Source organism: Streptomyces sp. 1331.2 (assembly GCF_900199205.1).
Taxonomy (GTDB): domain Bacteria; phylum Actinomycetota; class Actinomycetes; order Streptomycetales; family Streptomycetaceae; genus Kitasatospora.
This window is the reverse complement of record NZ_OBMJ01000001.1, coordinates 1,577,754-1,600,990: the sequence shown is the minus strand read 5'-3', so window position 1 is coordinate 1,600,990 and position 23,237 is coordinate 1,577,754. Positions and strand designations below refer to the sequence as shown.

The 23,237-nt window shown below is 73.4% G+C and carries 19 protein-coding genes; 10 read left to right on the top strand and 9 right to left on the bottom strand.

Annotated features, from left to right (window positions below; genetic code table 11):
* The first annotated feature begins 156 nt into the window (after window positions 1–156).
* From CRP52_RS06780 to CRP52_RS06770, 3 genes are all read left to right on the top strand, one after another.
* Complete coding sequence (locus CRP52_RS06780) at window positions 157–1,239, top strand: ParB/RepB/Spo0J family partition protein (protein WP_257032321.1); 1,083 nt, start codon at window positions 157–159, stop codon at window positions 1,237–1,239.
* A 164-nt stretch (window positions 1,240–1,403) separates the two neighbouring features.
* Window positions 1,404–2,237 (top strand): 2-amino-3,7-dideoxy-D-threo-hept-6-ulosonate synthase, encoded by an 834-nt coding sequence (locus CRP52_RS06775; RefSeq protein WP_097235571.1) that lies wholly within the window; start codon window positions 1,404–1,406, stop codon window positions 2,235–2,237.
* A gap of 159 nt (window positions 2,238–2,396) precedes the next feature.
* The gene (locus tag CRP52_RS06770) at window positions 2,397–3,509 is read left to right on the top strand and encodes a 3-dehydroquinate synthase II family protein (protein ID WP_097235570.1); all 1,113 of its coding nucleotides are present in this window, start codon (window positions 2,397–2,399) and stop codon (window positions 3,507–3,509) included.
* A 280-nt stretch (window positions 3,510–3,789) separates the two neighbouring features.
* On the opposite strand, the gene CRP52_RS06765 is transcribed toward CRP52_RS06770, so the two are convergent.
* A complete protein-coding gene (locus tag CRP52_RS06765) occupies window positions 3,790–4,440 on the bottom strand; it encodes a ScbR family autoregulator-binding transcription factor (RefSeq protein WP_257032320.1) in 651 nt (216 codons plus the stop codon).
* 164 nt (window positions 4,441–4,604) lie between these two features.
* On the opposite strand from CRP52_RS06765, the gene CRP52_RS06760 reads away from it, so the two are divergent.
* Window positions 4,605–5,690, top strand: a complete 1,086-nt coding sequence (locus CRP52_RS06760; protein ID WP_097235568.1) for a ScbA/BarX family gamma-butyrolactone biosynthesis protein — start codon at window positions 4,605–4,607, stop codon at window positions 5,688–5,690.
* Between the two features lie 109 nt (window positions 5,691–5,799).
* On the opposite strand, the gene CRP52_RS06755 is transcribed toward CRP52_RS06760, so the two are convergent.
* A complete protein-coding gene (locus CRP52_RS06755) occupies window positions 5,800–6,360 on the bottom strand; it encodes a TetR/AcrR family transcriptional regulator (protein ID WP_097235567.1) in 561 nt (186 codons plus the stop codon).
* 120 nt (window positions 6,361–6,480) lie between these two features.
* On the opposite strand from CRP52_RS06755, the gene CRP52_RS06750 reads away from it, so the two are divergent.
* Both CRP52_RS06750 and CRP52_RS06745 read left to right on the top strand, forming a co-directional pair.
* Complete coding sequence (locus CRP52_RS06750; protein WP_097235566.1) at window positions 6,481–7,686, top strand: acyl-CoA dehydrogenase family protein; 1,206 nt, start codon at window positions 6,481–6,483, stop codon at window positions 7,684–7,686.
* Window positions 7,683–8,384: an HAD family hydrolase gene (locus CRP52_RS06745; RefSeq protein WP_097235565.1), complete on the top strand. Its 702-nt coding sequence runs from the start codon at window positions 7,683–7,685 to the stop codon at window positions 8,382–8,384. Before CRP52_RS06750 ends, CRP52_RS06745 begins: the two co-directional genes overlap by 4 nt.
* Before the next feature lie 102 nt (window positions 8,385–8,486).
* On the opposite strand, the gene CRP52_RS06740 is transcribed toward CRP52_RS06745, so the two are convergent.
* From CRP52_RS06740 to CRP52_RS06725, 4 genes are all read right to left on the bottom strand, one after another.
* Complete coding sequence (locus CRP52_RS06740) at window positions 8,487–9,776, bottom strand: MFS transporter (RefSeq protein WP_097235564.1); 1,290 nt, start codon at window positions 9,774–9,776, stop codon at window positions 8,487–8,489.
* A complete protein-coding gene (locus CRP52_RS06735; RefSeq protein WP_097235563.1) occupies window positions 9,761–11,005 on the bottom strand; it encodes a hypothetical protein in 1,245 nt (414 codons plus the stop codon). The genes CRP52_RS06740 and CRP52_RS06735 overlap by 16 nt, the downstream gene beginning before the upstream one ends.
* A gap of 106 nt (window positions 11,006–11,111) precedes the next feature.
* On the bottom strand, window positions 11,112–11,420 hold the full coding sequence (locus CRP52_RS06730) for a hypothetical protein (protein WP_097235562.1): 309 nt from the start codon (window positions 11,418–11,420) through the stop codon (window positions 11,112–11,114).
* Window positions 11,421–11,448: 28 nt separating this feature from the next.
* The gene (locus CRP52_RS06725; protein ID WP_097235561.1) at window positions 11,449–11,664 is read right to left on the bottom strand and encodes a hypothetical protein; all 216 of its coding nucleotides are present in this window, start codon (window positions 11,662–11,664) and stop codon (window positions 11,449–11,451) included.
* 237 nt (window positions 11,665–11,901) lie between these two features.
* On the opposite strand from CRP52_RS06725, the gene CRP52_RS06720 reads away from it, so the two are divergent.
* Entirely contained in the window at window positions 11,902–12,909 is a 1,008-nt protein-coding gene (locus CRP52_RS06720) for a hypothetical protein (RefSeq protein ID WP_097235560.1), read from the top strand.
* A gap of 159 nt (window positions 12,910–13,068) precedes the next feature.
* Here the strand turns inward: CRP52_RS06720 and CRP52_RS06715 are convergent, their stop codons facing one another.
* From CRP52_RS06715 to lat, 3 genes are all read right to left on the bottom strand, one after another.
* Window positions 13,069–13,977: a phosphotransferase gene (locus CRP52_RS06715; RefSeq protein ID WP_097235559.1), complete on the bottom strand. Its 909-nt coding sequence runs from the start codon at window positions 13,975–13,977 to the stop codon at window positions 13,069–13,071.
* 127 nt (window positions 13,978–14,104) lie between these two features.
* Window positions 14,105–15,664, bottom strand: a complete 1,560-nt coding sequence (locus tag CRP52_RS06710) for an aldehyde dehydrogenase family protein (RefSeq protein WP_097235558.1) — start codon at window positions 15,662–15,664, stop codon at window positions 14,105–14,107.
* Window positions 15,661–17,040 carry an L-lysine 6-transaminase gene (gene lat, locus CRP52_RS06705; RefSeq protein WP_097235557.1) on the bottom strand — a complete coding sequence of 460 codons (1,380 nt, stop codon included), beginning with the start codon at window positions 17,038–17,040 and terminating at the stop codon, window positions 15,661–15,663. The genes CRP52_RS06710 and lat overlap by 4 nt, the downstream gene beginning before the upstream one ends.
* A gap of 599 nt (window positions 17,041–17,639) precedes the next feature.
* On the opposite strand from lat, the gene CRP52_RS06700 reads away from it, so the two are divergent.
* From CRP52_RS06700 to CRP52_RS06690, 3 genes are all read left to right on the top strand, one after another.
* Window positions 17,640–18,947: a hypothetical protein gene (locus tag CRP52_RS06700; RefSeq protein ID WP_097235556.1), complete on the top strand. Its 1,308-nt coding sequence runs from the start codon at window positions 17,640–17,642 to the stop codon at window positions 18,945–18,947.
* Between the two features lie 85 nt (window positions 18,948–19,032).
* The gene (locus CRP52_RS06695) at window positions 19,033–20,058 is read left to right on the top strand and encodes a TauD/TfdA family dioxygenase (RefSeq protein WP_097235555.1); all 1,026 of its coding nucleotides are present in this window, start codon (window positions 19,033–19,035) and stop codon (window positions 20,056–20,058) included.
* Complete coding sequence (locus tag CRP52_RS06690; RefSeq protein ID WP_097235554.1) at window positions 20,055–23,078, top strand: AMP-binding protein; 3,024 nt, start codon at window positions 20,055–20,057, stop codon at window positions 23,076–23,078. Before CRP52_RS06695 ends, CRP52_RS06690 begins: the two co-directional genes overlap by 4 nt.
* The last annotated feature ends 159 nt before the right edge of the window (window positions 23,079–23,237 follow it).

The window sequence follows — 23,237 nt, the reverse complement described above, 5'->3', positions numbered from 1 at the left end:
CCGCATGCCATCTGACCTGGGAAAACAAGAATATACCTTGTTAAAGGTATTTTTTGCTGGCACTGTCGATGACGTCGGCGGAGCGCCCCACGCCTCCGCCGGACGGACAACAGGACACCAGGACGTGGCAACCGAGGACGCGACCGAGGGGGCGGAATGACAGACGTCGAGGCGATCCACACCCGCACACGGAACCAGGACTCCGGCCCCCCGGGGCTCGACCTCGCCGGCACCCACCAGGCGGACATCGACGTCGGCGCGGAGGTCCGCTGGATCCCCATCGCCGACCTGGTCCTCTCCGACTCGCCCCGCACGGCGGGGGAGGACAGCGAACACGCCCGAACCCTGGCGGAGCTGGGGTCCGGAGCCGAACTGCCGCCCATCATCGTCCAACGCGGCACCAACCGGGTCGTGGACGGACGGCACCGGGTCCGCGCCGCCCAGCTCAGGGGCGAGCGGGAGATCCGGGCCTGCTTCTTCGACGGCGACGACCCCGGGGCGTTCGTCCTGGCCGTGCGCCTGAACGTCCGGCACGGCCTGCCGCTGTCGCTGGCCGACCGCAAGGCGGCCGTGCGGCGCATCCTGGCCGAGCACGACACCTGGTCGAACCGGGCCATCGCCGCGATCGCCGGGCTGTCGCCCAAGACGGTCGCCGCGGTGCGCGCGGAGGCCGGGCAGCCCGCCGGGCAGGCCAGGGTCGGCCGGGACGGCAGGGTGCGGCCGGTGGATGCCGCGGCCGGGCGCGAACGCGTCCGGGAGATCCTGGCCAGGGAGCCGAACTCGTCCCTGCGCGCGGTCAGCGCGGTCGCCGGAGTCTCCGTCGGCACGGTGCGCAGCGTGCGCGACCAACTGCGCCACCAGCTGCGCGAGCGGGGTGCGCCACCCGCCCCCGCCCTGCGGGCCACGGTTCCGGCGCGCTACCCCGAGGCGCCGCCGAGCGTCCCGGTCATGCGGGCCACCGTCCCGCTGCGCAGCGCCGAGATGATGCTCAACTCGCTGCGCACCGATCCCTCGCTGCGGTTCAACCAGTCCGGCCGGCTGCTGCTGAGCATCCTGGCGGTCGCCGCGATGGACCCGGACGCCTGCGAGCGGCTGATCGCGGACCTGCCCGACCACTGCCTGCACTTCGTATCCGAACTGGCAATGGTGAGCATGCAGGGCTGGCAGGAACTCGCCGTGCAGCTGGAAAGGCGGCGGTCCGCTCCCTTGACTTCTGCGTCGGTCTCGGACGTTTATTGATGTCCGGGGCGCCGGACAATCCGGCGCCGAAGCAACGGAAAACCAATTCGACGGAGTTCTCGAAACGGCGGCCTTGACATTACCGGCCGATTTTTGATCCCGTCGGGGACAACAGAAGTCGAGAGCCACGAACGATCTCCGGAAGACGGGAAAGGGGCAGGAAAATGACCGAGTCATACGGCTGGACGGGAAAGCGCCGTCGGATGCAGCGGATCATCAATCCGACGTCCGGCACGACGTTCCTCGTGCCGCTCGACCACTCGCTGGCGGACGGCCCGGTGGCCACCACGACCGGATTCACCCGGCTGGTCACGGCGATGTCCGCCAACAACGTGGACGGGATCGTCGTCCACAAGGGCCGGGTCCGCTTCCTGCCGGCCGAGCTGCTCAGGGACCTGGCGCTGATCGTCCACCTGAACGGCAGCACCCGGCACGCCGCCGACGTCGACGCGAAGATCATGGTCGGCGCGGTGGAGGAGGCCGTCGCCCTGGGCGCGGACGGCGTGAGCGTGCACATCAACCTCGGCTCGAACACCGAGGCGGCGCAGCTCACCGACCTCGGCACCGTCGCCGACCACTGTGCCCGCTGGGGCGTCCCGCTGCTCGCGATGATCTACCCCCGCGGGCCGCGCATCTCCGACCCCGCCGACCCGGTGCTGCTCGCCCACGCGGCGAACGTCGCGGCCGACCTGGGCGTCGACATCGTCAAACTGCCGTACACCGGCTCGCCGTTGACGATGGCCCAGGTCGTCCAGGCCAGCCCGATCCCGGTCGTGACCGCCGGCGGCGGCGTGATCGGGGACACCGACAAGTTCCTCGGCCTGATCGAGAGCACCATGGAGTCCGGCGTCACCGGCGTCGCCGTCGGACGCAACGTCTTCCAGGCGGCGGACCCGGGCCGACTGGCCCGCTCCATCGCCGAGCGCGTGCACGCCGGCCTCCGGCTGCCCGAGGCCCTGGTGCCCGACCTGACCAGCTCGGCCGTGACCGCCGCCTGACGGCCGGCCGCGCCCACCGATCCACCGCACGCCCGCACTGCACGCCGCACCACCGCACCTCGTGCACCGCACGCTGAACCACCGCACATCGCACGCTGAACCACCGCACATCGCACGCACGCTGACAGCCGATCACACAGCAACGGAAGAGGAATGACGATGAAGTCCGCTTGGATCGATCTCCGTGGTTTCGCCGGTGAGCTCGCGTCTGCCGTCATCGAGGAGAGTGCTCACCTCGGTGTCGAGGCGGTCGTCTTCGACGACCCGGATCTGGCGGGGAAGGTCCCGCCGAACCTGACGAAGGTGGCGGTGGTCAATGGTGAGACGCCGACCACGCTGATCGACCGGTTGGTCGAGGTGGTGGATCTGCTGGTGGCGGATCACTCGATCGCGGAGAAGTTCGAGGGTCTGCGTCCGGGGCTGCGCACGGGTGTGCTGGTGCGGGTGCTGGACGAGCAGACGCTGGATGTCGCGTGCAAGGTGGCGAACCGGGCGGAGGTGACGCTGGTGGAGTTCCGGCAGGACCCGAGCAAGATTCCGCTGGAGATCCTGCTGGCGGCGGCGGACCAGGCCAAGGGTTCGATCGTGACGGTGGTCGAGGACATCGAGGACGCGAAGATCACCATCGGGGTGCTGGAGCGTGGTTCGGACGGTGTGCTGTTCACGCCGAAGCGGGTGGGTGAGGTGACCGAGCTGGTCGAGGCGACTCATGGTCAGGTGGCGTCGCTGGACCTGGAGCCGCTGGAGATCGTCCAGTTGCAGCACCTGGGTCTGGGGGACCGGGTGTGCGTGGACACCTGCTCGCACCTGCGTCCGAACGAGGGCATCCTGCTGGGTTCGTACTCCAGTGGTCTGATGCTGGTCTCCAGTGAGACGCACCCGCTGCCGTACATGCCGACGCGTCCGTTCCGGGTGAACGCGGCTGCGCTGTCGACGTACACGCTGACGCCGGGCAACCGGACGCAGTACCTGTCGGAGCTGCACTGCGGTTCGGAGATCCTGGCGGTCAGCACGGACGGCAGTGTGCGCACGGTGATCGTGGGGCGGATCAAGATGGAGTCGCGTCCGATGCTGCGGATCGAGGCGCGGACCGCGAGCGGTCAGCTGGTGGACATGGTCGGTCAGGACGACTGGCACGTGCGGGCGCTGGGCCCGGGCGGCAGCGTCCACAACTTCACCGAGCTGCGCAAGGGCGACGTCATCCTGGGCCACACCATGACCGACCAGCGCCACGTCGGCTACGCGATCCGCGAGTTCCTCCACGAGCAGTGACGGGGCCGGGGCCTGTCCTCAAACCCGCGTCGCCCCACAGGCGGAGGTTTGAGGACAGGCCCCGGTACCGCCGGCGCCCCCAGAGCCACCCGGCCGCCCCACGCCCCGGTGGGGCGGCCGGGTCTCCCACCGCACCGAGGAGCGACGGCAGGAGCGGAACCCGCTGCACGGCACGGCAGCGGACCGCACACGCAAGAAGGAGCAGGCCCGGGATGCCCGGGTCTGCTCCGTGCTGTCCGGTGGGTCGAACGGCAGGTCGGACAGTGGACCAGACAGCGGATCAGTCGGCGGGGGAGTGGCCGGGCAGGACGGCGTCGACGATCTCGCCGACGCGCTCCTTGAGGTCCTGGCGGTCGCTCTGCACCCAGGAGATGTGCTGGGCACCGAAGAAGGCGGAGATCAGGATGCGGGCGTAGCCCTCGGGCGAGAGCCCGGGCCGCAGCTCGCCGGCCTCGTCGGCCTGGGTGAGCAGGCCGGTGAGCAGGGCCTCGAAGTCGGCGTACGGCGTCGGCAGGGTGGTGCCGATGTAGGCGCGCTCGATCTGCAGCCGCGCGCCGGCCTGGATCACCCGGTCGTCCCGGAAGGCGTCGGCCGTCCGTTGCAGGGCCTCCACGACCGTCCTGAGCGGCGGGAGGCCGAGCTTGAGCGCCGGTTCGAAGATCAGCGGCAGCCGGCGGTAGAACTCCTGCACCACGGCCTCCGCCAGGGCCTCCTTGTTGGCGAAGTGGAAGTAGACGGCCCCCTTGGTCAGGCCGGCGTGTTCCGCGACGTCGAGGATCGTCACGCCAGGGAAGCCCTTCGCGGCGAAGACCGCGGCGGCGGACTCCAGCACGGCCTGCTGGGTCTGGAGGGCCCGTTCCTGCTTGAGTCGTGCTCCCTTGGCGTTCGTCACCGCGTGGTGCCGGTTTCTGCTTTCCTGATGTGTGGCCACTTGTGGACATCTCCTTGCGCGTGCGGCCGAGCCTCGACCTGTGCCGGGCCACCGCGTGGCCCATAGGCGTTGAGAATACCTTCCCGAAGGTTTATTCTACTCGGCAAGCAAGACACCGCGCCGCAGCGGTTGCGGCGTGTGCTAGCTGACCCCCGGGGGAAGTTATGCGAGCAAGTCACGATCCGCTAGCCGGTGAGACCGACGCTTCCGCAGTCACCCTCTCCGATGATCCCGGCCAACGGCTCAGTTACCAGCAGACGGTCCCGCGCCATCTGGTCCACCGCGCGGCAGTCTCCGAGGTCTTCCTCACCGACGCCCGGCCCTCGGGCGACGACCGCTTCCTGGTCGCCGCCCAGTGGCCCCGGGACCACGCCCTCTACTACCCGGACGGCGAGGGCCACGCCGATCCACTGCTCTTCGCCGAGACCATCCGCCAGGCCATGGTCTACCTGACGCACGCCTACTACGGCGTGCCGTTCACGCACTGCTTCGTCGGCAGCGACTTCGACTTCGAGATCACCGATCCCGAACTGCTCCGGGTCGGTGCCACGCCGCTCCAGCCGGTGCTGCACGCGCGCTGGACCGATCTGGGCAGCCAGCCCCCGCACCGGACCTCGCTGCGGGTGGACGTGGAGCTGTCGATCGGCGGGCGGCCCTGCGGGCGCGGTTCGATCTCCGTCATCGCGCTGGACCCCAAGCGCTACCGGGTGCTGCGGCACCGCGGGGCGGGCGCCGCGGTCGAGGCCGGGGCCGAGGACGGGGCGCGGCCGGCGAGCCGGCTGCCCGCCGCGCGCGTGGGCCGGCTGCGGGGCCGGGACTGCGTGCTGGAGCGGACCGAGAGCGGGGCCTGGCAGATGCGCGCGGCACTGGACCACGCCGTGCTGTTCGACCACCCGACCGACCACATTCCGCTGATGGTGCTGCTGGAGGGCTTCCGCCAGCTCGGTCACGTGCTGATGCGCGAGCCCGCCTCGGTGGGCCGGCCGGAGGGGCCGCTGCCCGTCCTGACGGGCGTTCAGGTCTCCTGTGTGGCCTTCGCCGAGCTGTACGCCCCGGTCGAGTTCCAGGTCCAGGACGGCTTCGGCCGCCCCGGGGAGCTGCGGGTGGACGCCGTCCAGGCCGGCCGCCGGGTGGCGACCGCCACGATGACCTGGGCCCTCCCGGGGACCGCGGACCAGCGGGTGGAGCCGCGGGTGGACGATCTCGTGGCGGAGCAGCGGGTGCTGGTGCCCGAGGCGGTCGCGGTCTGAGGGAGTGTCTTGTGGATCTCGTCGGACCCGGCAAGGATCCGTACGACACCCCCTGAGCGTCCGGGGCGCCCCGGCCGACGCGGTCACCGCGCCGGGCCGGGGGTCCCGGTCACCACTCGGTGCCGGACAGGACGGGGATCAGCTGCCGGATGTCGTCCACCCGGCGGACCAGGTGCGCCGCATCGGGCCAGCAGGAGTTCACCCAGGCGCCCAGCAGCACCACCACCGCGAGATCCGCCGCGGGTTCGGGCTGGTCGGCGTGGACCGCGAGCTGTTTCGCGATCCCGCGGATGTTCTCCAGCACCTGGGGGGCCTCGCCGCTGTTCCAGCCCTCCTCCAGCACCAGCCGGAGGCCGGCCCGCACCCGGGCGTCGGCCTCGATCTGCTCGGCCACCGCGGTGACCAGCCGACTCAGCCGCACCGGGGTGCCGTCGGCGGCCTGCGTGGCCGTCGTCAGCACCTCGGCGAGCACCTCTTCGAGGTGTGCCACCAGGGCGTCGGCGAGCGCCTGTTTGGACTGGAAGTGCCCGTAGAGGGCGCCCTTCGTCAGGCCCGTCCGATCCGCCACCCGCTGCAGGTTGGCCAACGCGAACCCTCGCTGCAGGAATTCTGACGCGGCAGCGTCAACGATCAGGTCGTGCGTGCGCAGTGCGCGAGCCTGGCGGACCACTCTTTACCTCCGAACCGAGGAATCACGGTACAAAGATACCTGCATGAAGGAATTTTTACACCCGTTCCGACGCTTCCTCCAGTCGCCGGCCGGGTTGTCGACCGAGAGAGGCACACGACCATGAGCGCTACCGACGTTCTGGCGCCCGCACCGGCTCCGGCGCCGCCGGCCGGGCCACCGCCCGTCCCCCTGGCCCGGGTCACCGCCCTCGCCGCCGCCGAGGCCGGCACGGCGGACGAGACCGGCCGGCTCTCCTCCGCCCTGACCGATGCCCTGACCGGCGCCGGCTTCCCACGGCACTTCGTCCCCCGGCGCTGGGGCGGAACGGCAGGCGGCTACCGGGAAGCCGTCGACCGTACGGCCGCACTCGGTGCCGCCTGCGCCTCCACTGCCTGGTGCGCCGGCCTGTACGCGGCCCACGGCCGCTTCGCCGCCCAGCTGCCCGAGCCGGGGCAGCGCGACCTCTGGGGAGCCGGTCCCGACGTCCGGATAGCCGCCGGCCTCACCCCGCCCGCGGGCACCGCCGCCCCCGTCGACGGCGGCTGGCGGCTGGACGGCGAGTGGTCCTGCGTCAGCGGCGGCGAACACGCCGACTGGGTGCTGCTCGCCGCCGTCGAACAGGTCCCCGACCCCGCGGGCCGCCCCGGCGAGGCCGGCCGCGGCACCCCGCCCGTCGCCCGGGTCTGCGCGCTCCCCGTGCAGGACGTCACCGTCCTCGACACCTGGGACTCCACCGGGCTGCGCGGAACCGGCAGCAACTCCGTGGTGGTGAACGGGGCTTGGGTGCCCGCCCGGCGCACCGTCCCGCTCGCCGAGCTGCTCGCCGGCCGGCCCGGAGAGGGACGCGCCCACTGTCACACCCTCCCGGCCATGCTCGGCGGCCCGCCGCTGCTCGCCACGGCCGCCCTCGGCGCCGCCCGGCACGCCCTCGCGGCCTGGACCGACTGGGCCACCGGACCGGCCCCGCACACCGCACCGCTGGAGACCGACGCCGCCGCCCGGTACGCACTGGCCCGCTCCGCCGCCGAGACCAACGCGGCCGGCCTGCTGCTGGACGCCGCCGCCGACCGCGCCGACCGCACCGATCCCACCGACGCCCCGGCCCTCGCGCAGGCCGTCGCCGCCAACCGCCGCGACACCGCGGTGGCCGTCGAGCTGCTGGTCACCGCCGTCGAGCGACTGTTCCGCACCGGCGGAATCCACTCCCGCGAGCGCGGCGGCGAACTCCAGCGCTGTTGGCGGGACGTGCACACCGTCGCCGCGCACGGCGCGCTGCGCCTCGAACCGGCGGCGGACGCCTACGCCGCCGCGGTGGCCGGGCGATGACGCCGCCCCGCCGCGGGCCGGACGGCGCCGGCTACCTGGTCTTCGCCGACGTGGACGAGACGGTGATCCGCTGCCGGAGCCCGCTGGAATTCCTCGACCACTACTTCGCGGAACGCCACGGACCGGAGGGCCGGCGCCACGCGGCCGCCGTCCGCGCCGACCTGGACGCCACCGTCGCGGCCGGCCGCCCACGGGAGGAGGCCAACCGCCGCTACTACGCGGCCTGGCGCGGGGAACGCCTCGCGGACGTCCAGGACTCCGCGCACGACTGGTACCTGCGGCGCCGCGAGAAGCACGGCTTCTTCATCGGCGAGACGGTCGCCGCGCTGCACCGCCACCGCGCGGCCTCGGCCGAACTGGCCCTGGTCTCCGGCTCGTTCGCGGCGCTGCTGCACCCGCTCGCCGAGGAACTCGGCGCGACCCACGTGCTGGCCGCCGAGCCCGCGGTCGAGCGCGGGGTGCTGACCGGCGAGCTCGTCGGACCGCCGATGATCGGCGAGGGCAAGCGCCAGGCCGTCCGCGCCCTGCTCGCCGACCGTCCCGCCATCGACCCGGGCGACTGCCACGCCTACGGCGACCACGTCTCCGACCTGCCGATGCTCCAGGAGGTCGGCCACCCCACGATCGTGGGCGGCTCGCCCGAACTGCTGGCGCTGCTGCCGCGGGCGAACCGCCTCGGGGTGTGGGTCGGCGTGTGACCGGACCGGGCACCGAGCGCCGCGGGTCTGCAGGGGGGCGGCAGACCCGCGGCGCTCGTTCGGAGGTGGTTCAGCGGTTTCGCAGTCCAGTGGTACGGCGGCTCAGCGGGCGCCGGCCGGCACCTGCTGCGCCCCCGGGAGCGGCGCGGGCTCGTCGCCCGGGCCGGTCCGCAGCGCCCAGCGCGTGGTCGGCACCGCCGAGAGGCCCGCGGCGAGGATCAGCACGCCGAGCAGGATCCACCCGGCGAAACCGAGGCCGAGGCAGAGCAGCGTCGCCAGGGACTGCGAGACCACCCGCCCGATCCCCGATCCCATCGAGAAGACGCCCTGGTAGCGCCCCTGCGACTCGGCCGGGGCCAGCGCGAAGCTCAGCTCGAAGCTCGCCGCGGAGTACCAGATCTCACCGAAGGTGTAGACCACCATGGCGAGCACCAGGACCGCCGAGGCCAGCCACCCGGGCAGGGCCGCCATGGCGCCCATCAGCGCGAAACCGGCCAGCACCGCGAAGCCGGAGCGCGCCATGAACCGGGCCGCGGCCGCGGGGGAGTCGATCCCCCGGGACATCCGCACCTGGAGCAGCACCACCAGGACCGTGCTGAGCGGCACGATCACCCCCACGATCGCGTGCGGGGCGCGGGTGTGCAGGAAGATCCACAGCGGCAGCACCAGCGGCAGGACCGGGAACTGCTGCATCATCACCGCGTTGAGCCCGACCAGGCACAGGTACGGCCGGCTCACGCCCGCCCGCCGCTGCCCGTCCGCGCCACCGGGCGGGACGGGCGGCACGTGCGGCAGGCGGCTGACCATCGCCGCGCAGACGGCGAAGGTGACGGCGTTGCCGAGGATCAGCAGCTCGTAGCCGGTCCGGGTGCCGGAGCCGATGGCCAGCGCCGCCAGCGGCCCGCCCAGCGCGACGCCGAGGTTGCTGCCCGAACGCAGGCAGGAACGCAGGTGCGTCGGCCGTTCACCGCCGACCGCCCGGACCAGCGGGCCGCGCGCGGCCGCACTGGCCGTCGCCGCCAGCGAGATGCAGGAGCAGAGCAGGACGAAGGTGGTGAAGGAGCGGGCGAGGACCAGGGCCGCCATCGCCAGTGCCTCCGCGCCCAGCATCACCAGGTACACCCGGCGCGGGCCGCTGCGGTCCGCGAGCCGGCCGACCGGCACGCCGGCCAGCAGGCCGATCAGCCCGGAGACGGTCAGGCCCAGACCGACCTGGGTCTGCGACATCCCGACGACCCGGACGAAGAACAGCGCGCTGCTGGTCAGATACATGCCGGTGCCGACGGTGTTGACCACCGTCGCCCAGAACAGCGTCCGGCCCGGGCCGCGGTCCGGCAGCATCGAGAACCCGGACAGCGCCCGGCGCACGGCGGTGGTCACGACGGCCGACACGGCTCGGCCTCGGTCGTCACCGACCGGGCGAACCAGTCGCTCAGGGCCAGCATCCGGGCCTGCACCTGCTCCTCGGTGTCCCCGACCACGAGCGCCGAGCCCGCCTTGAGGTTCGAGGCCGCGCTGATGTCCGGCACGGTGGCGCCCTTGGTGAGGCTCACGATCGCCTCGACGCAGCCCGGCTGCGCGAGGACCGCCGCCACGTCGGGCACCTCGACCACGCGGCCGGCCGGAGCGGAGAACTGCATCCAGCCGCAGACCTCCGGACGGTCCGCGGGCACCGGAGCCATCGGCAGGCCGAGGGCCGCGCGGGCCCACTCGCCCGGCAGGTCCACCCCGAAGCGGTACCGGATCGACTCCCGGATCATGGCGCCGCCCACCCGGCCGGCGCACTCGCTGAACGTCAACGCGCCGTCCCGCTCGAACATCTCCAGGTGGAAGATCCCCTCGCGGTGCCCGAGGGCGTCCAGCGACTCCTGGAGCAGCGCCTCGGTGGCCGCGTACAGCCCGGGATGCCCGGCCGGCTCCAGCACGACGGAGCCCACCGGCACCCCGGCCTTGATGTCGATGACGTTGGTCAGGTACCGGGAGACCGCGAACCACTGCACCCGGCCGGCCCGGACCACCCCGTCGACGTGGAGCTCGGTGCCCGCCACGAAGTCCTCCACGAGCCAGGGGCCGCGCGGCGGTTCGGGGGCCTCCGCCAGCAGGCGGGCCAGCGACTGCGGGTCGGCCAGCACGTGGGTGTCCCGGGAGCCGCCGCCGGCCAGCGGCTTGACGACCACCGGGCGGTCCCAGCCGTCCACCGTCAGGTCGGTGAGCAGGTCGACCACCCGGCACGCCGTGACCGGCACCCCGGCGGCGCGCACCAGCTGCTTCTGGACGAACTTGTCCCGTACGGCGATCGCGGTCGGCACGTCCAGGCTCGCGCAGCCGCCGACCGCGGCCAGCACGGCGGCCGTCACCACGGAGAGTTCGCGCATCGAGCAGACGTGCGAGAACGCCGACAGGGTGAGCCCGTGCCGGGCGAGACCGGAGACCACCTCCTCGGAACTGCGGGTGTCCGGCACGGTGAGGAACCGGACGGCGTCACTGGGCTCCAGCGCCCGCGCCTTGTGCAGGTCCCGGGGGTCGAGGACGTTCACCACGTGGGCCCCGAGCTCGGTGAGCGCCGTCAGGGCCGGCTCGTACCAGCCCAGGAGCAGGACCTCGGCAGATGACTGTTCCAACTGTGCGCTCCTTGAAGCTCTTCCGCGGTGCGGTGTGCCCGGGGTCGTCGGGGCGGACGGGGCGTCGGGTGGGGGTGGGTGGGCCGGGCCCGGGGACTCCGGCCGGTCAGTCGTCGAGTAGGACGGTGTCGGCGATGTCGGGGGCGAGGGAGGCCCGGCCGGGGGAGACGGTCACACCGGCCTGCGGCGGGTAGTCCGCCGCGCAGCGGGAGGCCAGGCCGGTCGCGGCGGACTCGGCGGCCTCGACCCGGTCTCTGGCGATGAACAGGACGACGACGGCGGTGCGCCCACGCGCTTGCACGTAGACGTGTTCGAGGGAGTCCTCGACCGTCGAACGCTCTCGGATGCGGAGGTCCAGTTCCCGCGGGTCGAAGGTCGATCCCCGCGCGGTGAACCGGACGTGCACCAAGTACACGACGAGCTCGCGGTGGTCCGGCCGTCGCTCAGTCGCCCCAGGTGTTGTTCGGGGCCATCACGACGGCCTCGGTGGCGATGCCGATGCCGGAAACCTGGGCGCCGGAGGCCTGGGCGGTGGAGGCGGCGGGCGCCGGGGACTGCTCGGGAACGGCCGAGCCGGCGGAGACGACGATCACGGCGCCGACGGTCAGCGCGAGGGCCCAGCCGCCGAGGGAACGGGCGGAAGCGGAAATACGGGACATGCTATTCCTCCGTGGTGTTCTCAGAACGGGAAATTCGGGAAATGGTGATGAATGCCGTCGGCGCTGTTCCCCCGTTCGGATCCCAGCTTTGCCCGGTCACCGGCCCGCTGTCTGCCCCCGGAGCTGACAGCGTGTTGCGTTTGCAGCATCAGGACAGGGCTTGTTGCGGTTTCACTGCGTTCTGTTACGGTGGCCGCGATTGTGGAGGCGGAACGTACGCCTGAACGGGGGCACGAGATGGAATTCAGCCTGTTCGGTCTGAAGGAGGACGAGGAGCTCGTCTACCGGGAGATGCTGGCGGAACCGGGGGTCCGGAAGCAGCAGATCTCCGAACGCCTGGGCTGGCCGGTCGACCGGGTCGTCGCGGCCCTGGACGACCTGGCGCGGCGGTCGCTGGTACGCCCCTCCGTGGAACAGTCCGGTGAGCTGCGCATGGTCAAGCCGGAGGTCGGCCTGCGCCAGCTGCTGCTCCAGCAGGAGAACGAACTGCTGGAACTGCAGAAGCAGTTGGTCGCCTCGCGGCTCGCGGTGACCCGGCTGATCGACGACGCGACCCGCAGCGCGCCCGACGTGGACGGCGGCGCGGTCAGGGTGATGGGCGCCGACCAGATCCTCGCGCACATCGAGGAGCAGGCGATGAGCTGCGAGAGCGAGATCGCCGTCTTCGCACCGGGCGGCGCACAGAAGCCCGAGCAGCTCGACGCCGCCCGCCCGCTGGACCGGCTGGCGCTGGAGCGCGGCGTCCGGGTCCGGTACGTCTACCTCGACAGCGTCCGCAACGACCCCGCCACCGTCTCGTACGCGCGCTGGCTCGACGAGCACGGCGGCGAGGTGCGCACCGTCGCCTGCCTGCCGCCGCGGATGATCGTCTACGACCGCACGGTGGCGCTCGTCCCGGTGGACCCGACCCGGGGCACCAGCGGGGTCCTGGTGCTCACCGGCGCCGGCGTGGTGGAGGCCCTGGCCAACCTGTTCGAACGGGTCTGGTCCGAGGCCACGCCGTTCGTCTCCGGGCGCGCGTCGGCCCGGAACGACTCGGGGCAGCCCGAGTTGGGGCCGCAGCACCAGGCGGTGGTCCAGCTGATGATGGAGGGCTTCACCGACGAGGTGGTGGCCCGCAAGATCGGCGTCTCGGTGCGCACCTGCCGTCGGATCACCGCGGAAATCATGCAGCAGTTGGGCGCGCGCAGCCGTTTCGAAGCGGGCGCCCGGGCCATGGCCTGCGGTTGGCTGGTGGCGAACTGAGAGCAGCTGATCGTCGTCAATGTGCTTGAATAGAAGCATTCTTGATGGATCGTCAGGTGAACGGTGAATCGGCGATCGGGGGAATTCCCGGTCGCCGATTCGCCATTGTGCTGGAATGCGACTGGAATGCTGTCGCTACGCGCACGGAGCTTCGTCGGCCTACTTCCGGCCGCTCGGATCCGTGAGGATCCATCGGGCCCGGGCGAGGCTCGCGGCCCGCATGCGGGGGGCGGCGTCGGAGACCGCCAGGCCCCACGCGCCCACGGCGAGGGTGCGGGCCGTGACGAGCAGGTCCAGCAGCGGATCCCGGGGGTCGGCTCCGTAGGCGCGGACGGCGGCGTCGGCCCAGTCGACGCCGTAGCCGCGTTCGCCGGTGCCGAGCGCGCGGGCCCGGGCGGCGAGGCAGGCGAGGTCCCAGAGCGGAGGCCCGGAGGCCGCGTCCTCGAAGTCCGTCCAGACCAGCCCGCGCGGGGTCGCCATGACATTGGCCGCGTGGGCGTCGCCGTGCAGCGGCTGGGCCTCGGGGGCGGCGTCGGCGATGGCCGCGCGGACCTCGTCGTAGCGGTCGGACAGCCGCCGGAGCTCGTCGGCCGTCAGCCCGCACTCGGCCGTCAGCCCGCGGAGCCAGTCGCGCCCCTCCTCGACCAGGCCGAGCGCCGGCAGCGGGATCGGCAGGTCGCGGAGGTTGGCGTGCAGCCTGCGCAGGGAGCGGCCCAGCTCCTCGGGGTCGAGGGCGGCCGCCGGGTCCGGATGCTCCAGGGCCGCGAAGGTGAGGACCAGCCCGTCCCGGTGGTGCGGCCCGGGCGGCAGCGGGGGCGGGCAGGGGCGCGTCGCATCGCGGCCGTCCAGGTGCGCCAGCACGGCGACGTCGCGGGCCAGCCACTCCCCGGTGCCGTCGCGCAGGCCGGCCATCAGTCCGGCGATCCGGGCGACGACGGGCAGCGGGTCGAGCCGGACGAGGACGTTGCTGGCGTCGCGCAGCACGACGGGCCGCGTGACGGCGAGGCCGTACTCGGCCGCGACGGCCACCGCGGCGCGGGCGGCCCGGTCCGTCTGGTTCTCGGTCACCGGTTGATCCTCTCGTTCGGGCGCGCGGCCCCTCGGGCTCGGGGGCGTTGCGGTCCGGGGCCGTCGTGGTCCGGAGCCGTTGCGGTGCCGGGGCCGGGGCGGTGTGCGCCCCGGCCCCCGCCCCTCGTCACGGCAGCCGGTAGCCCAGGTCGGGTTCGAGCACGCCGGTGTCCATCTGGGCGCGCTGCAGCCGGCCCGAGTGGTCCCAGTTCATCGACTGCCAGCGGGTGAACTGGTCCAGCACCCAGACGCCGGACTGACGCGAACCGTTGCCGGAGCGGCCGTTGCCGCCGAAGGGCAGGTGCGCCTCGGCCCCGGAGGTGGAGTTGTTGATGCTGATCATGCCCGCTCGCACGCCGCGCCGGAAGGCGAAGGCCGCCTGCGGGTCACGGGTGTAGATGGCGGCGGACAGGCCGTAGCCCGGCGCGTTGGCCAGCTCGATCGCCTGGTCGAGGCTCCGGTAGGAGGCGACACCGACCAGCGGGCCGAAGGTCTCCTCCTGGAAGAGCCGGTCCTCAGGGCGCACGCCGTCCACCACGGTCGGGTGGTAGTACAGACCCGCCTCCGGGTCGCCGACGAAGCCCGCGCGCGGCCGGTCACCGGTGATCCGCCCGTGCGCGGTGGAGCCGTGCACCCCGTGGTGCGGGGCGATCCAGCCCAGGCACTCCTCGAAGCGCTCGGCGAAGTGCTCGGCCAGCAGCGGACCGTAGAGCACCGGCCCGGTCGGGTCGCCGATCACGGCCTCCTCGACCGCCCGGACGAACTTCGCCAGGAAGGCGTCGTGCACGGACTCGTGCACCAGGACGGTGCCGAGCGAGGTGCACCGCTGGCCCGCCGTGCCGAAGCCGGAGAACAGCGCGCCGTGCACGGCCAGGTCGAGGTCGGCGTCCGCGGTCACCACCATCGGGTTCTTGCCGCCGAGTTCGAGGCACGGGGTCTGCAGGTGGCGGCCGGCGAGCTCGCCGATGCGCCGGCCCACCTCGGTCGAACCGGTGAAGCCGATCTTGTCGACGCAGCCCTCGGCGAGCGCGGACTCCAGGCCGGCGAAGGTCTGCGCGCCGTCCGCGTGCACGATGTCGAGCACCCCGGTGGGCAGGCCGGCGTGCGCGAACAGCTCGTACAGCGCCTGGGCGGAGGCGGCCGCGTACTCGGCCGGCTTCCACACCACGCTGTTGCCGCACAGCAGCGCCGGCACCAGGTACCAGGAGGGGACGGCCACCGGGAAGTTCCCCGCCGTGATCACCGCCACGACGCCGACCGGCTCGCGGAAGGTGAACAGCTGCTTGTCGGGCATCTCGCTGGGGACGGTCTGGCCGTAGAGCCGGCGGCCCTCGCCCGTGAAGAAGTCGCAGGTGTCGATGATCTCCTGGACCTCGCCCAGCGCCTCCGGGTACGGCTTGCCGATCTCCCGGGTGACCAGCGCGGCCAGCCGCTCCTTGTTCGCCTCGACCAGCCGGCCCGCGGCGGCGATCACCCGCCCGCGCACCGGCGCGGGGGTGTCCGCCCAGGCGCCCTGCGCCCGCCGGGCGGCCCGGCAGGCCGCGAGGAACCCCGCGCTGTCGGCGAGCCGGACCTCGGCCACCACCTCGTCGCGGCGCGCCGGGTTGGTGGAGGTGTACGTCCGCAGCCGGTGGTCCTCGGGCAGTGGCCCGCCGTCGACCACGGAGGCGATCAGCCGGGTGCTCATACGGCCGCCACCTCCTTCGCCATGCCGGAGAGGGTGCGCTCGATCGCGGACAGTGCGACGTCGATCTCGTCCACCGAAACGGTCAGCGCGGGGCGGACCCGGACGGTCGCCTCGCCGCCGGCCAGCAGCAGCACCTTCTCCTCCACCCGCAGCCGGTGCAGCAGCTCGTCGCGGGTGGCCGAGTCGGGCAGGTCGAAGGCGCACATGAGGCCGCGGCCACGGGCGTTGGACACCAGCAGGGGGTGGCGGCGGGCGAGCTTGCGCAGGCCGTCGAGGAAGTAGCCGCCCATCACGGCCGCGCGCGGGATCAGCCGGTCGCGCTCGATGACCTCCAGCATCCGCCGCGAGCGCACCATGTCCACCAGGCCTCCGCCCCAGGTGGAGTTGATCCGGCTGCTGACGGTGAAGACGTTGTCCGGCACCTCGTCCACCCGGCGCCCGGCCATGATCCCGCCGACCTGCACCTTCTTGGAGAAGGCGACGATGTCGGGCTCCAGGCCGAGCTGCTGGTAGGCCCAGGCTCCGCCGGTCAGGCCCACGCCGGTCTGCACCTCGTCCAGCACGAACAGCGCGTCGTGCTCGCGGCACAACTGCTGCATGGCGCGCAGGAACTGCGGGCGCAGGTGGTTGTCGCCTCCCTCGCCCTGGATCGGCTCGGCGATGAAGCAGGCGATGTCGTGCGGGTGCGCCTCGAACGCGGCGGCGGCCTGCGCCAGCGCGTGCGCCTCGGCCCGCTCCACCTCGGCCAGGTGGTCCTCCAGCGGGAAGCGGATCGCGGGCACGTCGATGCGCGGCCAGTCGAAGGCCGGGTAGCGGTCCGTCTTCGCCGGGTCGGTGTTGGTCAGCGACATGGTGTAACCGCTGCGGCCGTGGAAGGCGCGGGTCAGGTGCAGCACCTTGCGGCCCAGGTCGCGGGAGCGGCCCCGGGCCTCGTTGTGCCGGCTCTTCCAGTCGAACGCGCACTTGAGCGCGTTCTCCACGGCCAGGGCGCCGCCCTCCACGAAGAAGAGGTGCGGCAGTTCCGGGTCGCCCAGCACCCGGGCGAAGGTCTCCACGAACTGCGCCAGGTGCATGGTGTAGAGGTCGGAGTTGGCCGGCTTGTTGGCGCCGACCGCGGCCAGCACCCGCATGAACTCCTCGTCCTCCACCACGTCCGGCGGGTTGATGCCCAGCGGGCTGGAGGCGAAGAAGGTGTACATGTCCAGGTACGCCTCGTTCGTCACCGCGTCGACCAGCCAACAGCCGCGGCTGCGTTCGAGGTCGAGCACGAACGGGTAGCCGTCGACGAGCAGGTGGCGGGCGAGTCGCGGGTGGACCTCGGCCGGGGCGATGTCCTGGGCGGGCGGCAGGCCCGCGGTCAGCGGTGAGTGCAGCATGGGCGCTCCTTGGGTTCGGGCCCGGAAACGATGCCTGACCGGTGCTCAGATGGGGCGGACGAAGTCCACGCGCCCGCTGGGAATACGGGCCGACCGGCGTCGGACAAGGGAAATGGCAACGCTGTCTCTTAGGCATCGAGGACGCTATTCATCGAATGCGTCGGCTGTCAAGGGAAATCGACTCGGGGTGCGGGAGAGGACTCGGCGCGGGCCGCCCGCGGCGGGTTCCGAGGCCGGCGAAAGACCGGCGAAAGCCCGCTGCAAGGCCGGCGCGAACCTGGTCGGTTCGATGAAAGCCCAGGTCAGAGCTGGTCTCGGGGATGGCCGCATGCTGCAAAGGCCGGGTGGTGCCAACGGAAGATGTGGCGTCCGCGCCGCCCGGGGTGCCACAGTGGCGATACGCGGAAGCCGCTGCGGAATTCGCCGGCGGAAATACCCCGACGGATACCGCACCCGTTTTCCCGTGAGGTATCCCGAGGTATCCAGACGTATCTCGACGTATCTCCACGGCGGCCGCCGCACCATTCCCGGCCCGCCGGAATTCCCCCGATGCCGCCGCCCGGTCGGCGCGTCGCTCTGCATGATGTGGAGGTGCCTGAATGGCCCTGCTTGTTGCCGACCCGGAGCGGACCGCGCGGCAGTTGACCGACGACCTGCGGGACGACCCCGTCGCCCTGCCGGGCGCGGCGGTCGGCCTGCGGCCGGCGCTCCTGGACGCCGCGGTGCACGACCGGCTCGCCGAGGACGCCGTGCGCTTCGTCCGCCTGGTCCAGCACGCGGCTCGGAGCCGGGCCGCCGACGCCACCCGGCTCGCCGCGGCGCTCGGCCTCGGCCCGCAGGAGTACCGCCCCTTCGGCGACCCGGCCCTCGAAGCCGCCTCGGCCGGACTCTTCGCCCGGCCCGACGCGCTGCTCAGCGGCGGCCGCGCGCAGTTCCTGGAGTGCAACTTCGGCGGCGCGCTCGGCGGCGTGATGAAGAGCCACCTGCTGCTGCGCAGCTACGCGAAGCTCTACCCCGGGCTGCTCGGGCCCGCCGGCGCCGCCTCGGCCGTGGACCCGCTCGCCGCCAAGGCGGAGGTCTACCGCGAGGTCTGCGCCCGGCTCGGCGTGCCGCCGAAGGTCGGCATCCTGGGCACCGCCCGGGAGGAGAACATCGCCGGCGCACGCTACTTCGGCATCGAGGTCGACCACCTGCGCTCGATCGGGTTCGACGCGGCGTTCGTCGAACCCGAGGACCTGGACGGCGGCCGGGAGGCCGAACACCCCGTCCTGTCCTGCCACTTCATCCCGTCCGAATGGCGCCGCATGGGCGTGCCGCTGGAGCCGGTCGAGCGGGCCGCCCAGGCCGGGGTCGCGCTGCTGCCGTCCCCCGCCTCCGCGCTGCTGTCCGACAAGACCCTGCTGGCCTGGCTCTCCGACGGCTCGGTGCCGCTCGAAGCCGCGGACCGCGCGTTCCTCGACGAGGTGCTGCCGTGGACCCGCCAGGTCCTCGCCGGGACCACCGACTTCGAGGGCAGCCGGGTCGACCTCCTCGACCTGGCGGTACGGCGCCGCGAAACGCTCGTCCTCAAGCCGGCCCGCGGCTTCGCCGGCCAGGGCGTCCACCTCGGCGCCCGCAGCGCGCCGGAGCAGTGGCGCCGGGCGCTCGACCGGGCGGTCGCCGAGGGCGGCTGGATCCTGCAGCGCGCCACCGACGCCGACCCGATCCCCATGGACTTCCACGATCCGGCCACCGGATCGATGGTCAGCACCGACAGCAACGCGGTCGTCAGCCCGTTCGTGATGGGCGACCGCCCCGCGGGCTGCATGGTCCGCCACGCCCCCGGCCGCACGGCCGGCGTGGTCAACCGCTCCGCCGGAGCCGCGACCAACGTCGCGGTCCGCCTCCCCGACTCCTCGCAGGACTGACCGCCCGCGCCCCACCGCGAGCACTCCGTCCCCGTCCCACCCCCGTCACAGCCACCCCCCATCACCACCGCAGGAGAGTCCCGCCATGCCCATCGCCAAGTTCGCCGGCCTGGAGTCGCGCACCCCGCGCGGCGCCGCCGACCCGGAGCTGGTGCGCCGTACCACCTACAACGAGGAGCAGCTGCCGCTCGTCCTCGAATCCGAGTCCGACGTGGACCTGCCCGCCTGGATCGCGGCGCACCGCGAGGAACTGCGCGCCGACCTGCACCGCCACGGCGCCCTGCTCTTCCGCTCGGCGCAGCGGCCGGACTTCGACGCCGTGGTGCAGGCCTTCAGCGGCGAACTCGTCGAGTACCAGGGCGGCGCCGCGATCCGCAGCCGGGTCGGCCAGAACACCTACACCGCCAGCGAGTACCCGGAAGAGCTCGACATCCGGCTGCACAGCGAGTTCTGCTACTCCAACGACTGGCCGATGCTGCTGTTCTTCCAGTGCGACATCGAGCCGCAGGACCGCGGCCAGACGCCGATCGCCGACAACCGGAAGATCCTCGCCGCCATCCCCGAGCACATCCGCGAGCAGTTCGCCGAGCGCGGCCTGACCTACACCCGCGGCTACGGCTACAACCGCACCTGGCAGCGCTCCTACGAGACCGAGAGCCGCGAGGAGGTCGAGGCCGTCTGCGCCCGCGAGGGACGCACCGTCGAGTGGATCGGCGACGACCGGCTGCGCACCTCGGAGCGCCGCGCCGCGGTCGCCGAGCACCCGGTCACCGGCGAGCAGGTGTGGTTCAACTACGCCCACGGCTTCCACATCTCCCGGATGGACAGCGGGATCCGCGACGCCCTGTCCACCTCGCCGGAGGACACCGACGAGCAGCTGTGGCCCAACAACGTGTACTGGGGCGACGGTTCGGAGATCGACGCGGAGACGATCACCGTCGTCAACGACATCGTCGAGCAGCACGCGGTGCAGTTCGACTGGCGCGAGGGCGACGTGCTCGTCGTCGACAACATGCTCGCCGCGCACGGCCGCCGCCCGTTCAGCGGCCCGCGCCGCATCCTGCTGAAGATCGCCGAGTCCTACCTCGCCACCCAGGGGGTCCAGGCATGACCACCACCGTCCAGGACACCGCCCTCGCCCCCGCCGAGGCCCGGGTGACCGAACTCGGCCCGATCCAGCGCACGCTGCTCGGCACCGGCGACCGCCGGCTCTCGCTCACCGTCCGGATCCCCTCGGCCCAGGCCGGCCAGGTCCGCACCGCCCTCTCGGCCGCGCTCGCCACGGCCCCGGTGCTCGGCGCCGAGCTGGTCGAGGTACCCGGCCTGCGCATCCCCAGCCAGCGCCCGGCGACCGGCGCGGACTGGACCGGGGGCGAGCTGGCCCTCGGCACCTTCCGCGCCCGCGTCACCGACAGCTGGGACGGCCCCGAACTCACCCTCTCCTGCGACGCCATGTTCGCGGACACCACCTCCGTCAGCCTGCTGCTGGCCGAGGTGGCGCAGCGCCTGGGCACCGCCGGCGCCCCGTCCGCCGACGCCCCCGACTACCTGGCGATCGCGCCCGGCCACCTGGCCATGCTGCGCGAGGGCGAACTCGCCGAGGAGGAGCGGTTCTGGGCGGGCCGCCGCCCCCGCACCGAGGGAGCGGCGAAGCAGCTGGCCGACGCCGTACCCGGCCGCACCGACGCCCCCGAGGCCGAGCCCGTCGCCCTCGGACGCCCGCTGACCGGCCCCACGCTCGCCCGGCTGAACGCCCTCGCCGCCGAGACGGCCACCACCCCGGCCGACGTCGCCCGCACCGCGCTGGCCGCCGTGCTGCACCGCATCGGCCTGCCCGCCGGCAGCCTCGGCTGGACCGGCGACGCACGCCAGGCCATCGGACTGCCCACCGTCCCCGGCCCGTTCACCCAGGTCGTGCCCTGCGCGACGGCCCCGGACCCGACCCAGGGCGGCCCGGCCGCGGTGCGCGCCCAGCGCGCCGAGGACGAGCAGGCCCTGGCGATGCTCGGCGGCCCGACCCACGGCACGGCCGACCCGACCCCCGAGCTGGTCTTCGACTCCCACGGCCTGCCGCAGCTGCCGGCCGGCTGGTGCCTGGAATCCTGGTCCTTCCCGCTCGCCGGCCGCGCCGTCTTCTCGCTGCGCGTCCAGGGGGACGCGGCCTCGCTGCACGTCGAGAGCGCCGGCCCGGAGCAGCAGGACCGCCTCGCCGCGGTCCTCGCGATGTGGAGCGCCCTGCTCACCGACCTGGTCCACCGGACCGACGCCCCGCTCGCCGCACTGCGGCTGCTCCCGGAGCAGGACGCGGCCGAGCTCGCCGAGCGCCTGCAGGCCGGCCTGGCCGCCCCGGCCGCCGACGGCCTGGTCGCCCGCTTCCGCGCGCACGCCGCCGCCAAGCCCGGGGCACCCGCCTGCCGACAGGGCGACCGGGTGTGGACGTACGCCGAACTCGACGCCCGGGCCGCCGCGATCGCGGGCCGACTGGACGGCCTGCCGGTGGGCGGCGTCGTCGCCGTCCTCGCCGATCTGGACGCCGACCTGCTCGCCGCACTGCTGGCCGTCAACGCGCTCGGCGGGGCCTTCCTGCCGCTCTCGCCGCAGGAGCCCGCCGCGCGGATCGCGGACGCCCTCACGCGCTCCGGGGCGCACACCGTCGTGGTCGGCGCCGGCGCCGAGCCCGCGCTGCTCCCGGCGGACTGCCGGGCGCTGGTGCTGAGCGAACTGCCGGGCGAGCCGGCGGACTCCGTGACGGCCGGCGCGACGGGCGACGTGACCACCGGGGCGACGGCCGGCCTGGCCGAGCCCGTCGCCACCGGGCCCGACGCCCTCGCCTACCTCCTGCGCACCTCCGGCTCCACCGGTGTGCCGAAGCTGGTCGGCGTGCGCCGGAGCAGCCTGGAGAACTACCTGCGCTGGGCGGACGAGGACCTGCGCGTCGCCGCCACCCCGCTGCCGGTCGTCTCCAGCCCGCTGTTCGACGCCTCGTTCAAGCAGACCCTCGGCGTGCTGTACGCCGGCGGCTGCGTCCGGCTGCCGGCCGCGGACCGCCTGGACCTCGCCGCGGTGCGCGCCGAACTGGCCGCCTCGGCCGAGCCGGTCACCCTCAACTGCGTGCCCAGCTACCTCTCCGCGCTGCTCGCCGAAGAGGAGAGCGCCGGCCCGGACACCCGGATGAACCTCGCCCGGGTGCTGCTCGGCGGCGAGCCGCTGGACACCGACCTGCTCCGGCGGATCTGGACCCGGCACCCGCAGGCCGAGGTGTGGAACCTCTACGGCCCCACCGAGGCCACCGCCACCGCCACCGCGGGCCGGATGACCCCGGGCGGCGGCGTGCACGTCGGCACCGGCGTCGCCGGTGCCGGGCTCGCCGTGGTCGACGAGCAGGGCATGCCGGTGCCCGACGGCGTCCTGGGCGAGGTCGTGGTGACCGGTCCCGGCCTGGCCGTCGGCTACCTCTCCGGCCACCAGGGCGACTCGCCGTTCCGGACGCTGGAGATCGCCGGCCGCCGCGTCGACTGCTACCACACCGGCGACCTCGGCGTGCTCGGAGCGGACGGCACGCTGCGGCTCTTCGGCCGCGGCGACAGCCAGATCAAGCTCAACGGCTGGCGGATCGACCTGCACGAGATCGAGCACGCCGCCCGGCGCGGCGACGGGGTGCGCGACGCCGTGGTGGTCCTGGACCGGCGGGCCGAACGGCCCTGCCTGCGGGCCTTCGTCACCGGCACCGCCGACGCGGACCAGGTGCGCGCGGAGATCGCCGCGATCCTGCCGCAGCCGATGGTGCCCGACTCCGTCACCGTCCTGGAGCGCTTCGACCTCACCGCCACCGGCAAGGTCGACCGTACGGCGCTGCTCGCCCGGGCCGTGACCGCGGCCGAGGCCGACCCGAAGGACTACGACGCCGAGCAGCTGGTCGTGGCCACGGCCTGGCGCGAGGTGATCGGCGGCGGCTGGCCGCGCCCGGACGACGAGTTCTTCGCCTGCGGCGGCCACTCGCTGCTGCTGGCCCGGCTGGTCAACCTGCTGCGCGCCCAGGGGTACGAGCAGCTGTCGCTGCGTCAGGTGGTGCGCCGGCCCACCGTGCAGTCGATCGCGGGCTACCTGCGCCCGCAGTCGCACGGCGCCTGATCAAGGCCGTCCGATCCGGGCCGCCTGATCCGGGCCGCCTGATCAAGGCCGCCTGATCAAGGCCGTCCGACCAAGGCCGCCGGGCAGTTGGCCCGGCGGCCTTCCGGCACCCCGGGGGCGCGCCCCGCGCCCCCGGGCCCCCGACCACGAGAGGAACAC

Bases quoted from the DNA above. Each gene is read 5' to 3' on its own strand.
- CRP52_RS06780 (WP_257032321.1), top strand. From the start codon at position 157: ATGACAGACGTCGAGGCGATCCACACCCGCACACGGAACCAGGACTCC.
- CRP52_RS06775 (WP_097235571.1), top strand. From the start codon at position 1,404: ATGACCGAGTCATACGGCTGGACGGGAAAGCGCCGTCGGATGCAGCGG.
- CRP52_RS06770 (WP_097235570.1), top strand. From the start codon at position 2,397: ATGAAGTCCGCTTGGATCGATCTCCGTGGTTTCGCCGGTGAGCTCGCG.
- CRP52_RS06760 (WP_097235568.1), top strand. From the start codon at position 4,605: ATGCGAGCAAGTCACGATCCGCTAGCCGGTGAGACCGACGCTTCCGCA.
- CRP52_RS06750 (WP_097235566.1), top strand. From the start codon at position 6,481: ATGAGCGCTACCGACGTTCTGGCGCCCGCACCGGCTCCGGCGCCGCCG.
- CRP52_RS06745 (WP_097235565.1), top strand. From the start codon at position 7,683: ATGACGCCGCCCCGCCGCGGGCCGGACGGCGCCGGCTACCTGGTCTTC.
- CRP52_RS06725 (WP_097235561.1), bottom strand. From the start codon at position 11,664: ATGTCCCGTATTTCCGCTTCCGCCCGTTCCCTCGGCGGCTGGGCCCTC.
- CRP52_RS06720 (WP_097235560.1), top strand. From the start codon at position 11,902: ATGGAATTCAGCCTGTTCGGTCTGAAGGAGGACGAGGAGCTCGTCTAC.
- CRP52_RS06710 (WP_097235558.1), bottom strand. From the start codon at position 15,664: ATGAGCACCCGGCTGATCGCCTCCGTGGTCGACGGCGGGCCACTGCCC.
- lat (WP_097235557.1), bottom strand. From the start codon at position 17,040: ATGCTGCACTCACCGCTGACCGCGGGCCTGCCGCCCGCCCAGGACATC.
- CRP52_RS06700 (WP_097235556.1), top strand. From the start codon at position 17,640: ATGGCCCTGCTTGTTGCCGACCCGGAGCGGACCGCGCGGCAGTTGACC.
- CRP52_RS06695 (WP_097235555.1), top strand. From the start codon at position 19,033: ATGCCCATCGCCAAGTTCGCCGGCCTGGAGTCGCGCACCCCGCGCGGC.
- CRP52_RS06690 (WP_097235554.1), top strand. From the start codon at position 20,055: ATGACCACCACCGTCCAGGACACCGCCCTCGCCCCCGCCGAGGCCCGG.